The sequence below is a fragment of the Asticcacaulis aquaticus genome (assembly GCF_028550415.1).
GTDB classification, from domain to species: domain Bacteria; phylum Pseudomonadota; class Alphaproteobacteria; order Caulobacterales; family Caulobacteraceae; genus Asticcacaulis; species Asticcacaulis aquaticus.
Window position 1 is genome coordinate 267325 of sequence record NZ_JAQQKX010000004.1, and the last position, 12884, is coordinate 280208.

The 12884-nt window shown below is 60.8% G+C and carries 12 protein-coding genes; 8 read left to right on the forward strand and 4 right to left on the reverse strand.

Annotated elements, in window-relative coordinates:
* Positions 1-46 precede the first annotated feature (46 nt).
* Together PQU92_RS07420 and PQU92_RS07425 are read left to right on the forward strand one after the other, a co-directional pair.
* Positions 47-385, forward strand: coding sequence for a helix-turn-helix transcriptional regulator (locus tag PQU92_RS07420; RefSeq protein WP_272747579.1), 339 nt, complete (start codon positions 47-49; stop codon positions 383-385).
* A complete protein-coding gene (locus tag PQU92_RS07425; protein ID WP_272747580.1) occupies positions 375-1637 on the forward strand; it encodes a type II toxin-antitoxin system HipA family toxin in 1263 nt (420 codons plus the stop codon). The genes PQU92_RS07420 and PQU92_RS07425 overlap by 11 nt, the downstream gene beginning before the upstream one ends.
* Here PQU92_RS07425 and PQU92_RS07430 read toward each other — a convergent pair.
* Complete coding sequence (locus PQU92_RS07430; RefSeq protein WP_272747581.1) at positions 1627-3297, reverse strand: MFS transporter; 1671 nt, start codon at positions 3295-3297, stop codon at positions 1627-1629. The two genes, PQU92_RS07425 and PQU92_RS07430, sit on opposite strands and share 11 nt — an antisense overlap.
* Positions 3298-3504: 207 nt before the next feature.
* On the opposite strand from PQU92_RS07430, the gene PQU92_RS07435 reads away from it, so the two are divergent.
* Together PQU92_RS07435 and PQU92_RS07440 are read left to right on the forward strand one after the other, a co-directional pair.
* Complete coding sequence (locus PQU92_RS07435; protein ID WP_272747582.1) at positions 3505-3717, forward strand: hypothetical protein; 213 nt, start codon at positions 3505-3507, stop codon at positions 3715-3717.
* A gap of 86 nt (positions 3718-3803) precedes the next feature.
* Complete coding sequence (locus PQU92_RS07440; RefSeq protein WP_272747594.1) at positions 3804-4424, forward strand: carbonic anhydrase; 621 nt, start codon at positions 3804-3806, stop codon at positions 4422-4424.
* A gap of 178 nt (positions 4425-4602) precedes the next feature.
* Here the strand turns inward: PQU92_RS07440 and PQU92_RS07445 are convergent, their stop codons facing one another.
* Positions 4603-5625: an NAD-dependent epimerase/dehydratase family protein gene (locus PQU92_RS07445; protein WP_272747583.1), complete on the reverse strand. Its 1023-nt coding sequence runs from the start codon at positions 5623-5625 to the stop codon at positions 4603-4605.
* A gap of 57 nt (positions 5626-5682) precedes the next feature.
* Complete coding sequence (locus PQU92_RS07450; RefSeq protein ID WP_272747584.1) at positions 5683-7725, reverse strand: NAD(+) synthase; 2043 nt, start codon at positions 7723-7725, stop codon at positions 5683-5685.
* A gap of 239 nt (positions 7726-7964) precedes the next feature.
* On the opposite strand from PQU92_RS07450, the gene PQU92_RS07455 reads away from it, so the two are divergent.
* A complete protein-coding gene (locus PQU92_RS07455) occupies positions 7965-9194 on the forward strand; it encodes a threonine ammonia-lyase (protein ID WP_272747595.1) in 1230 nt (409 codons plus the stop codon).
* Positions 9195-9208: 14 nt separating this feature from the next.
* Complete coding sequence (locus tag PQU92_RS07460) at positions 9209-9694, forward strand: FKBP-type peptidyl-prolyl cis-trans isomerase (RefSeq protein ID WP_272747585.1); 486 nt, start codon at positions 9209-9211, stop codon at positions 9692-9694.
* Here PQU92_RS07460 and PQU92_RS07465 read toward each other — a convergent pair.
* Positions 9691-11109: a serine hydrolase domain-containing protein gene (locus tag PQU92_RS07465; RefSeq protein ID WP_272747586.1), complete on the reverse strand. Its 1419-nt coding sequence runs from the start codon at positions 11107-11109 to the stop codon at positions 9691-9693. The two genes, PQU92_RS07460 and PQU92_RS07465, sit on opposite strands and share 4 nt — an antisense overlap.
* Before the next feature lie 102 nt (positions 11110-11211).
* Between PQU92_RS07465 and PQU92_RS07470 the strand changes: the two genes are divergently transcribed.
* Complete coding sequence (locus PQU92_RS07470) at positions 11212-12459, forward strand: UbiH/UbiF/VisC/COQ6 family ubiquinone biosynthesis hydroxylase (RefSeq protein ID WP_272747587.1); 1248 nt, start codon at positions 11212-11214, stop codon at positions 12457-12459.
* A gap of 93 nt (positions 12460-12552) precedes the next feature.
* Positions 12553-12768 (forward strand): hypothetical protein, encoded by a 216-nt coding sequence (locus PQU92_RS07475; protein ID WP_272747588.1) that lies wholly within the window; start codon positions 12553-12555, stop codon positions 12766-12768.
* Positions 12769-12884 lie beyond the last annotated feature (116 nt).

Below are 12884 nucleotides of genomic sequence, written 5' to 3' on the forward strand. Positions count from 1 at the left end.
TATAAATGATCCATATTATTTATTCTTGCATCATTAATGGATCAATATGCCGCAAGTCTCCGACCGTGCCTATTCGCGCTACAGCCGGGAAGCCCTGATGCTTCTGGGGCAGATGATCCGCATGGCGCGCATCGAGCGCAAGATTACCACGCAGGAACTGTCCGAACGCGCCGGAATTTCGCGCACCCTTCTGCAACGCATCGAGCGCGGCGATCCGGGTTGCGCCATCGGGGCGGTGTTTGAAGCGGCGACCATCGCCGGAGTACCTCTGTTCACGCCGGAACGCGGCGGGCTGACCCTGCAAATCAACGATGTCGAATCGCGCCTGACCCTGCTGCCGAAGACGGTGCGCCGCCCCAAACCGGTGATAAACGATGACTTCTGAACCAGAGCCGATCACAGAAGCCTTCGTCTGGACGTGGTTGCCGGGCGCCACCAAACCGGTCGTGGCCGGACGGCTGTTTCGCGTCGGCGAGGAGCTTCAGTTCAACTATGGCCGCTCCTATCTGGAGCGCCCCGACGCCATTTCGCTTTACGGGCCGGAGCTGCCATTGCAGCCGGGACCGCTACCGCTATTGCCGGGTCTCTCCATGCCGGGATGCCTGCGCGATGGCGCGCCGGACGCTTGGGGGCGGCGCGTCATCATCAACCGTAAATTCGGCAAGAAGCGCGACGCCATCGATGTCACGCAACTGGATGAGCTGACCTATATGCTGGAATCGGGCTCCGATCGCATCGGCGCGCTCGATTTCCAGCGTTCACCGACGGCGTTTGTGGCGCGCGAACGCGGGACGCCGACCATCGAAGATCTGATGGCGGCCGCCGAGCAGGTCGAGCAGGGCGTGCCCCTGACGCCGGAACTGGAGCAGGCCCTGTTCCACGGCGACTCGATCGGCGGCGCGCGGCCCAAGGGCAAGGTGATGGAGGGCGAGCACAAGTTCATCGCCAAGTTCTCTTCCAAATCCGACGTCTTCGATGTGGTGCGCGGTGAATATGTCGCCATGCGGCTGGCCGAACGCGTCGGCCTCGACGTCGCGCCGGTGCAATTGCTCAACGCCGCGGGCAAGGACGTGTTGCTGATCGAGCGCTTTGACCGCCACCGCATCGAAAGCGGCTGGACGCGGAAACTGCACGTTTCGGCCCTGACTATTTTCGGGCTGGACGAGATGATGGCGCGCTACGCCAGCTATGAGGATCTGTGCGAACATATCCGCCACCGGTTCACCAACCCGGGTCAGACCCTGCGCGAACTGTTCGGGCGGCTGGTGTTCAATATCCTCAGCGGCAATACCGACGACCATGCCCGCAATCACGCGGCCTTCTGGGACGGGTCACGCCTGACCCTGACGCCCGCCTACGATATCTGCCCGCAGGGCCGCACGGGTAATGAGGCGACGCAGGCCATGCTCATCATCGGTGATAACCGCCAGAGCCGGTTATCCGTCTGCCTCGATGCCGCGAGCAATTTCCAATTAACACGCGAGGCCGCGAAGGCCCTGATCGACGCGCAGGTCACGACCATCCGGGCGCAGTGGCACACCGTCTGCGACGAGGCGCAACTGAGCGAGATCGACCGCAACCTGATGTGGGAGCGGCAGTTCTTGAATCCCTATGCGTTCGAAGGCTTTACTCAATAGAATTGAGGTCGCGACCGTGGGTCTCTTTCATGAAGACCACGCAGACCACGACCGCAATGGCCCCGATGATCACGGGATACCACAGACCGTAGAAGATATTGCCCGATCCGGCGACCATAGCGAAGCAGATGGCCGGCAAAAGCCCGCCGAACCAGCCGGTGCCGATATTGTAGGGCAGGCTGAGCGCCGTATAGCGCACCCGCGTCGGGAACATCTCGACCAGTGCCGAGGCCATGGGACCATAGAGCGCCGTCGCCCCGATGGTAAAGCCGCACAGGACGAGGAACACGCCCCACAGATTGGCTTTTTTCGGATCGGCCTTTTCCGGATAACCGGCGGCTTTCAGCGCGGCCTTGAGGTCGGTGGTGGCATTGGTTTTCAGCGTTTTCAGCTCGTCCTTGCTCAGATCCTTGCCCGAATTGACGGCCAGGGCCGCATTGCCGATCTGAACCGTGGCGGCTTTGGCGCCCGGTTCGGCGGGTTTGCTGACATAGGGGACGCCCTGAGCGGTAACCAGGGCCTTGGCCAGATCGCAGGACGAGGTGAACTGCGCCTTGCCGACCGGGTCGAACTGCACGGTGCAGGTGCGTGGGTCGGCGAAGATGACGACGGGGGTGCGTTGAACCGCAGCGTCCAGCTCCGGATTGGCGAATTTGGCAAGCAGGTGGAAGCCGGGGAAGAAGCCGACAACGGCCAGAGCGATACCGAAGACCATCACCTTTTTCCGGCCGATGCGGTCGGAAATCGCGCCCCACATGACATACAGAAACGAGCTGAGGATCGAAGTGCCCATGACCAGCCAGTTGATGATCGCCGGTTCCAGCCGCACGCTCTTTTCCAGAAACACCTGCGTGTAGAAGAAGGTCGTGTACCATACGACGCCCTGCGCCATCATGAAGCCGAACAGGGCGATCAGGACCTGACGCAGGTTCGACCATTGACCGAAGGCTTCCTTAAAGGGGGCTTTCGACACGGCACCGGCGTCGTGCAGGGCCTTGAAGGCCGGGCTTTCGGCGGTCTTGGCGCGGATATAGACCGAGACGACCAGCAGCAGGGTCGAGACGATGAACGGGATGCGCCAGCCCCAGTCGGCAAAGGCGTCTTCGCCGACGACAGAACGCGTGATCAGGACGGTAGCCAGCGCGGCAACGAGGCCGAACGAGGCGGACGACTGAATCCACGCCGTATAGGTGCCGCGACGGTGCGACGGCGCGTGTTCGGCGACATAGATCGCCGCGCCGCCGTATTCGCCACCCATGGCGATGCCCTGAAGGATGCGCAGTCCCACCAGCAGCAGGGGGGCAAATATCCCGGCCTGACCATAGGTTGGCAGGAAACCGATCAGCACGGTCGCCGCCCCCATCAGCAGGATCGTATAGAGGAACGTCCCCTTGCGGCCTTTGCGGTCACCGATATGGCCGAAGATCAGCGCGCCGATGGGCCGCGACAGGAAACCCAGCGCAAAGGTCAGCAACGCCAGGATCATGCCGGTCGTATCATCGAGCCCGGTGAAGAAATTCTTCGTGATGATCGAGGTCAGGGCACCGAAGATGAAGAAATCGTACCATTCGAACGTCGTACCGGCGGCAGACGCCGCGACGATGGTTTTCAGGCCCGCCTTAGGGGCTTCAATGACCGGCGGTTTGGGCTTTTTGGCCATGTGACGTCCCTGTCCGTTTCTTATCAGAGATTTGGGCCCGCCATTTGATCGAAGCGGCCTGTCCTGACAAGGGGCTTTGTGCGGCCGTTGTTATTTTTGCGTTTGGCCGTGCGGGCTTTTGCGTTAAGCTTAATGGATATTGGGTTGACGCGCATTTAATTCCAAAAACCGCTTCACACTTTTTGGATGCGCTTTGGGGAGGGAACCATGATCGATGCCAAGGACACCTATGCGCCGCAAAAGCGCATCGAACCGGGCAAGGCCCTGATCGCCGCGCTGGAGGCCGCTCTGGGTCTGATCGGGGTGATCGTGCTGATCCTCTACCTCTACACGGGCTCGTTTTCCGGCGCGGGTCAGAAACTCGATGCCGGTATAAGCGCCATCTGGCTGTTTCTTGCGCCCCTGTTCGGTCAGGCCTGACGTAAAAAGGCTTGATCCGTGGGCCTGCGGGTTTTATGCGGTGCAACACACGAGAGGGGTTAAGCCAGATGACGACGGAGCCGGACATGGTGCAGAATCTGATCGAGAATAACCGTAACTGGGCGCGGGAAAAGACGCGCGTCGATCCGGATTTCTTTTCGCGTCTGGTCCGTCAGCAAAACCCCGAATATTTGTGGATCGGCTGTTCCGACTCGCGCGTGCCGGCCAATGAGATCGTCAATCTCGACCCGGGCGAGCTGTTCGTTCACCGCAACGTCGCCAACCTTGCCCCGCCGCAGGACGCCAACTATCTGAGCGTGCTGCAATATGCGGTGCATGTGCTCAAGATCAAACACGTGCTGGTCGTCGGGCACTATGGCTGCGGCGGGGTGCGCGCCTCGATCGAGTCGACCGATCACGGCCTGATCGATCACTGGCTGTCGCCGATCCGCGACGTGGCGCACGAACACCGCCACGAACTGGACGCCTGTTCGTCGCAGGATGCCCGCGTCGATCGTCTGTGCGAACTGAACGTCATTTCGCAGGTCCGTAACGTGGCGACCAATCCGATCATCCTCAATGCCTGGCGCGAAGGCCAGCCTCTGGCGATCCACGGCTGGGTCTATTCGATCGCTAACGGGCTGGTGACGGATATGAACATCTCGGTCCGCAATCTGGCGGAGCGTGAGCGTTTATTCGGGATTTAGCCTTACAAAGGCGGTTGCTCGCGGTCTTCTAAGTCGATACCCGGCGCATCGAAAAAGTCATCCCACGAAGCCGGTTTGCCTGTAGTGAATTCTTGCAGGCTTTGCTTCTCAGGCGTTTCCGGTATCGGCGCGTCGTTACAGGGCATTTTGCGTGTCATTTGCCACCTCAGGGTGAATATCAGTCCTCGAACAGCGGGCGTTTGTCGATATACCAGTCGACGAACGCCTGAACGCCGGTTTTCAAATCCGTGGACGGACAATAGCCGGTCAGGGCCTGAAGCAGGTCCGGCGCGGCGTAGGTGCGCGGGACGTCGCCCTTCTGCATCGGCAGCATCCTGCGTTTCAGCGCCGAGTTCATGCCTTTAGTTTGCAGGGCGACCTCGACCGTATCGACAAAATCGAGCAGGCCGACCGGCTGACCGCCGCCGATATTGATGGCGCGGAAGGGGGCCTGATGCGAGAGGGTGTCGCCCGCGACGCGGTTGGCTTCGGACGGTGCGATGGCGCACAGGCGCACAATGGCTTCGATCAGGTCGTCGATAAAGGTGAAGTCGCGCGACATCTTGCCTTCGCCGTAGATTTCGACCTCGCGACCTTCCAAAGCCGCCTTGACGAACTTGAACAGCGCCATGTCCGGACGACCCCACGGGCCATAGACCGTAAAGAAGCGAAAGGCCGTCGTCGGCACCTTGTACAGATGCGCGTAGGCATGCGCCATCAGCTCGGTCGACTTCTTGGTGGCGGCGTAGAAGGTCAGGGGCTCGTCGGTCTTGTCGGTTTCACGGAACGGGATCGACGGGTTGGCGCCATATACGGACGAGGTCGAGGCCAGCATCAGGTGCTGGATGCCGTGCAGCTTGGACAGTTCGATGATATTGAACGAGCCCACGAGGTTGGAATCGAGATAGGCCTTGGGGTTTTCGAGCGAATAGCGCACGCCCGCCTGCGCCGCCAGATGGACGACGACCTCAGGCTTTGACGCATTGAACGCGGCCTCGATCGCGGCGCGGTCTTCGAGCATCCCGATATGCTGCGTAAAGGCTGGAAACTGCGCCAGTTCCGCCAGACGCGCCTCTTTCAGGCGCGGATTGTAGTAGTGGGTCATGCCATCGAAGCCATGCACCTCATGGCCGTCGCGCAGCAGTCGATGGGCGAGATGAAAGCCGATAAAGCCGGCGGTGCCGGTGACGAGGTAACGCATGATCCGTGTCCTTACTTGGGTTCCGGGTGTCTATCGATGCGACGTGCGTGTCAAGTCTCAGCTATCTGGCACCCGCGACCTGAGTTCCTCTAGCCACAGGGTCGCGGTGGCATCCGACGGCGCGCGCCAGTCGCCGCGCGGGCTCAACGCCCCGCCGGAAATCAGCTTGGGGCCGTTCGGCACGGCAGAACGCTTGAACTGCGAAATCGTGAAGAAGCGGAACAGGAAGACCTCGGCCCACTTTCTGATCTCGCCGATCGTATAGGCGCGGCGCTTGTGCTCGGGGAAATCGGGCGGCCAGTCGCCCGCCTCCGCGTCCTTCCAAGCCTGATAGGCCAGGAAGGCGATCTTCGACGGTTTCAAGCCGTAACGGGTCAGATAATAGAGGGTGAAGTCCTGAAGCTCATAGGGACCGACCTTGTCCTCGGTCTTCTGCACCTCGCCCGCCGCGCCGATAGGGACCAGCTCCGGCGAGATTTCGCGCTCCAGTACCGAGCGCAGGATACGCGCCGCCTTAGGGTCGAACTCGGTCTTGGCGGCCCAGCGGATCAGATGCTGGATCAGGGTTTTCGGCGCGCCGCAATTGACGTTGTAGTGGCTCATATGGTCGCCGACGCCATAGGTGCACCAGCCGAGCGCCAGTTCCGACAGGTCGCCGGTGCCGATGACGAAGCCCTTGTGCTCGCCCGCCAGACGAAACAGAAAGTCGGTGCGCAAACCGGCCTGCACGTTTTCGAAATTGACGTCGTAGACCGCTTCGCCGCGTGAATAGGGGTGGCCGATATCCATCAGCATTCGCTTGGCCGCGGGGCGGATATCGAGCTCGTGCGCGGTAATGCCTAACGCCTTCATCAGCTTGTGCGCGTCGGATTTCGAGCCCGTCGAAGTCCCGAACCCCGGCATGGTATAGCCCTGAATATTTTCACGCGGCAGGCCCAGCCGGTCGAAGGCCTTGGCGGTGACGATCAGGGCGTGGGTCGAGTCGAGCCCGCCGGAAATGCCGATAACGACCTTTTGCGTCTTCGTGCTTTCCAGCCGCTGCATCAGGCCGTGGACCTGAATATTGAAGGCCTCGTAGCAATCTTCGTCGAGCCGTTCGCGGTCGTTCGGCACATAGGGGAAGCGATCCACCGGGCGGTGAAAGTCCGTTAGTTCGTGGGGTAAGTAGTCGAAGCTTGTCCCGTGCCCTATGCTGTTTTTGTTCTGGACAGCATCATTGAATGTGCCGTTGCGTTGCCGTTCCAAGGCAATCCGTTCGACGTCTATGTCGGCCAGCACGATAGAATCCGACGTGAACCGTTCGCCCTCGGCTATCAGCTCTCCCAGTTCGTAAACCAGCGACTGGCCATCCCAGGCAAGGTCGGTGGTCGATTCCCCAGGACCTGATGCCGAATAGGCGTAGGCACAGATCAGGCGCTCGGACGTAGCCGCACACAAGGCTTTGCGGGCGCGAGACTTGCCGATGAGTACATTGGAGGCCGACAGATTGACGATGATGTTGGCCCCGTTCAAAGCCATATCGGTTGACGGCGTTACCGGCGACCACAGGTCTTCGCAGATTTCAACGCCGAACGTGAAAGCCTCGAATCCGTTGGCATGAAAAACAAACCGGGCATCGACAGGCACACCTGATCCGTTGACGCGTATGCCTGCCTCAATCAGATCGGCCCCTGAAGCAAAATAGCGCTTTTCGTAATATTCACGGTAATTGGGCAGGTAGGTTTTCGGAACAATACCAAGACATCGGCCTCTGTGGATCACGGCGGCGCAATTGTAGAGCGCATGGCCAATCCTTAGCGGCAGGCCGACGACGATCGTACAGCGGTAGGCGCCGGACAGGTTGGACAGTTCCGAAAGTGCCGAAAGCGCACCATCAAGCAAGACCTGTTGATTGAACAGTTCATCCAGCGTGTAACCGGTCAGGCTTAATTCGGGAAAGACGACCAGATCGGCGCCGTGACGTTCGGCGCGCTTTATCAGGGCCAGATGCTCTTTCAGATTGGCCTTTGGGTCGGCGATATGCACCTTCGGCGTGACGCAAGCTATGCGGACGAAACCGTGCGTAGCAGGCGAATAGAAGGAAAGATCAGAATGGGTCATTTTGGGCGGCTTTCGTCAAACCGGAATATCGCATATTGCGTCTTATAGGCTTATTTCAGCAAGTTGGATATTGTTGAAAATCGAATATGGACTAAAAATGCGTCACATTGGGTTTCTTGATTTTCAAAATATATAAAATAATTACAAATGAAACTGTATTAAAAATTACGGCTTTCCGTGCTTTTTTCATGGGTTCCTGATTTTGGCTTTGGCGTCCGACATACCTCTGGTAAGGAGCGCTGAGTTTTCAAGAGAATGCCGAGACTATGAGCGTCAGTTTACAGAATATCCAGGATGCCGCCGAACGGATCAGCGGCCATGTGCTCAATACGCCCTGCGCCTATTCGCAGAAGCTCAGCGCCATGACGCGCGCGCAGCTCTGGATTAAATACGAAAACCAGCAATATACCTCGGCGTTCAAGGAACGCGGTGCGCTCAACAAGCTGATGACCCTGTCCGAGGACGAGCGGGCGCGCGGCGTCTATGCGGCCTCGGCCGGCAATCACGCGCAGGGCATTGCCTACCACGCCACGCGTCTGGGGATTCCCGCAACTATCGTCATGCCGCACGGCACGCCCTTCGTGAAGGTGCAGAAGACGCAGGGCTTCGGCGCCCGCGTGGTGATCGAAGGCGCCAATTTCGACGAATCCTCGGCCTATGCGCAGCGCGTCTGCGAAGAGGCGGGCGCCGTCTATATCCACCCGTTCAACGACTACGACGTCATGGCGGGTCAGGGCACGGTGGCGCTTGAGATGCTCGACGCCGTGCCGGACCTCGACGTGCTGATCGTGCCGATCGGCGGCGGCGGTCTGGTCGCGGGCATGGCGGTCGCCGCCAAGGCGCTCAAGCCGTGGATCAAGGTCATCGGCGTCGAAGCCTCGATGTATCCGTCGTTCGCCGCCAAGCGCCGCGGGCTGAACACGCCGTCGGGCGGCTCGACCATCGCCGAGGGCATCGCCGTCAAGGAAGTCGGCAATCTCAGCTACGACGTCGCCAATCCGCTGGTCGACGACGTACTGGTTATCGACGAGGCCGATTTCGAACGCGCCATCGCCGCCTATGTGAATATCGAAAAAACCGTGGCCGAAGGCGCGGGTGCGGCCGGTCTGGCTGCCGTGATGCGGTATCCGGAAAAGTTCGAGGGGCAAAAGGTCGGCCTGATCCTGTGCGGCGGCAATATCGACATGCGCCTGCTGGCCTCGGTGCTGCAACGCGAACTGGTGCGTGAAAAGCGTCTGGTCACCTATCGCATTCTGGGTGACGACCGTCCGGGTATGCTGACGCTTATGGCCGACGTGATCTCGCGCAAGGGCGGCAATATCGTCGATGTGGCGCACAACCGCCTCGTCCTTGACGTCCCGGCCAAGGGCGCGGAATTCGACATCCTGGTGGAAACGCAGGACGCGCGCCACGCCCATGAAATTTCCGAAGCGCTGCGGGCCACCGGCTACGCGCTGCGGATGGATTGATACGGAGAATGGCGATGTTGAAATCTGTTCTTTTAGCCGCGGCGCTTGTGTCCACCCTGTCTCTGACGGCCTGTGGGAAAAAGGAAGACCCGGCGGTGCTGGCGGCCAATGCGGCGGCGGGCAAGACCTTCCTCGACGCCAAGGCGAAGGAACCGGGTGTGCAGAAACTGCCCAAGGGCCTGATGTACAAGGTTCTGACCCCGGCCAGTGACCCGAACGCCCCGAAGCCCTCGGTGCGCGATACGGTCAAGGTCCACTATGAGGGCAAGACTCTCGACGGCAATGTCTTCGATTCGAGCTTCGAACGCGGGGCCCCGGCGGCCTTCGCGCTGGACGGTCTGGTCGAGGCGTGGAAGATCGCCATCCCCGAGATGAAGAAGGGCGAGACCTGGGAGCTCTATGTGCCGGCCGAACTGGGCTATGGCGAAGCAGGCATGGGGCCGATCCCGCCCAATGCCGTGCTGGTGTTCAAGATCCAGCTGATCGATATTGCCCCTTAAACTACATCGGCAAGGGCGGCGGCGCGGGCTGACATCAGCACCTCGCCGACCGCCTTCTGAGTATCCGGCGCGAAGTCATTGGCGGTCGCGCAGGCGACGGTGCCGGTTTTGACGTCGACCAGCACCTCGGCGTACCACATGGTATTCGACCCATTGTGCCACAGGCTGCCGTCGGGCCGCACGACCCAGCCGAGCGCGTAGTCGTCGCCGAAATGCGGTGTATGCAGCGCGGCCCAGCTTTCAGCCCTGAGGAAGGTCGCAGGCCGGTCGCGGTGCGCCCTGAGATAGGTGAGCATCGAGGCGATCGGCATGTGAACGCGGCCTGCGGGGCCCAGTGCGACCGGATTGTCGTTGGCGCTTTTCGGGCCGACCGGCATGGGCTTGCGGTTATGGCCCTGCACCGCGTGACCCAGCGGCTGGTCGATCTGCCCGGGACGTCCGGGCGCGCCGAAGCCCGCATTTTCGATAGCCAGAGGCGTGAAAACCTCCTGCTGCATCAGGGCTTCCCACGCTTTTCCGGTCAGGGTTTCCAGCATGGCGCCAGCGACGATGTAGCCATTATTGCTATAGACATTCTGCTTGCCGACCGGGCCGACAGGCTTTTGTTTCAACGCCGCCAGGGCCCATTTGCGCCGCTCGTCGCGGGCATCGGGCAAAGGATCGCGGCTGTAGAAGACGGCGTTCATCAGATCGAGATTGGGTTGCAGGCCCGCGCGGTGGCTGAGGAGATGCACCAGCGTCGCCTGAGCATAGGGCCCGGCCGTCTTCGCACCCAGAACCTTACCGACGGTGGTTTGCCAATCGATGACGCCCGCCTCGACCATCCGGGCACACAGGGTGGCGGTCATCGATTTGGTGATTGATCCCCAATGCCACTGGTCTTCGGGCTGGGCCGCGATCTCGTCGTCGCTCGACCGCGCCCCTTTGACGAACAGGCCGGAATAGGTGCCCTTCGACCAGCCCGCGCCCATGGCCGGGGTATAGGCCGCCATGCGTTTGTCGTTCAAAATCTCAGGCGTCAGGGCCGGGAAGGTCGGCTCGGCCACCGGTTCCGGCACATCGCCGCGATTGAAGCGCAGCGGCAGGGGCGCCCCCTGAAAGAAGGTGCCCTCTATGTGGTCGTTATCGCTCAGTGTGCCCTCGAACGTCGCCTTGATGGCGGTGAATGTGAGGGTAATGGTGCGGCCTTCGATAGCCATCGAACTGGCCGGGATGCGGCCATTGCCCTGGCTGACGCTGAACAGCGTGGCGGTGGTGTCGTCGATGACCAGACGCAGGATCAGCCGCGTCGCGCCCGCGATCAGCGTGCCGGACCATGTACCGTTAAACGGTGCGGCGGCGAATACCGGCGTGGCCGCCATGCCCGCCGCAGCGAGCCAGCCCTTTAGGTGCCAGCGGCGCGTCATCGTCATCATCAACCCCTCCCGAACAGCTCATCCTGTTTACGGGCTGCGGCAAATCGAGGCTACTGAAATAAATTTAATGCGGCGCGCGACGCAGAGGTCTAAAACAGCCGCATGAACACGCGACACGACATCATCATCGTAGGGGCCGGTATGGCCGGTATGACCGCCGCTCTGGCGCTCGCTAAAGGCGGGCTGGACGTGGTGATGGTCGAGCGAATGCCGCTGACCGCGCAGGTCGAGACGACCTATGACGGCCGGGCCTCGGCGATCGCCTATTCGTGCTTTCGCCAATGGCAGGCGCTGGGTGTCGGCGCGGCGCTGGAACCGCTGTCGTGCCGGATGAACGAGATCGTGGTCACCGATGCGCACCTGCCGGGTGCGGCGACCCGAAAACCGTCGCCGTTCTTCCTGCATTTCGACGCGGCGGAAATCTCCGATCGTTCGGGGGATGAACCGCTCGGCTATATGATCGAAAACCGGCATATACGCGCTGCCTTGCATGAGGCGGTGGTCGCCACCGGAATTCGTCTGATTACGCCCGCCCGGGTCGCGAATATCGAGGATAGGCCGGAACAGGTTGTTTTGACGCTCGATACGGGTGAGGTGCTGACCGCGCCGCTGGTGGTCGCCGCCGAAGGGCGCCAGTCGCCGCTGCGCGAACACGCGGGCATCAAAACCATCGGCTGGGATTACGGTCAGAGTGCCGTCGTGGCGACCGTGAAAATGGAGCATCCGCACAACCACGTCGCCTACGAATACTTCCTGTCCTCGGGGCCATTTGCTATTCTTCCGTTGACGGATAATCGGGCTTGTCTCGTCTGGTCCGAAAGCCACGCCAAGGCGAAGGCGCTGCTGACGGTGCGTCCTGAGTTGTTCCACGCTCATCTGATGCAGCGCTTCGGCGACTTCCTCGGTGAAATCGAACTGACCGGGCCGAAATTCATCTATCCCCTTTCGATGGCCCTGGCCGAAGACATGTATCGTGGGCGCATCGCGCTGCTGGGTGACGCCGCGCACGGCATCCACCCTATCGCCGGGCAGGGTCTGAACCTCGGCCTGAAAGACGCGGCGGCCTTTGCCGAGGTGGTCATCGAGGCGGCGCGTCTGGGCGAGGATATCGGCGCGGAAAGCGTGCTGGAACGGTATGCGCAGTGGCGGCGGTTCGAGAATGTCTCGACCTCGGTCATCATGGACGGCTTCGTTCACCTGTTCTCCAACAACAACCCGGTTGTGCGGGCGGCGCGCGACGTCGGCATGGGGGTTATCAATGCCATCGGCCCGGCGCGACGCTTTTTCATGGAAGACGCGGGCGGTGCGACGGGCGATCTGCCGAAGCTACTGCGCGGGCAATCTATTTAGGCCGGCCTTATGCGTGTCTGCGCCTAAGACGGTGAAAACTTAGGCGGTGTGTGAAACCCTGAGCCCCTCTGCAAAGGATTCAGGAGACACCGGATGCCCGATAACTTTCAGAAGCAATTCCAGGCCCTTGATGACGAACTCCACCCCGAAGGCGATGCGACTCTGGTGGTGACGCCGGATGGCGACCCGGACGATCAGAAGGACCTCGGCGAGCATCTTAAAGTGCACAATGCCGGGGATGTGGTGGGTCCGGGCTCGGTGCCGCCGTTTGAGGACAAGGCGGATGAGCTGGATGTCCGCAAACCCTAGGTTTAAAACCTAATCATCCTATTGATTTAAGGTGCAAACATTGATTCTCTTCGTTTATTCGAGGAGATAAGCTATGGCTCATGAGTTCTGGCTTAGTGACGCGCAATGGTCGGCAA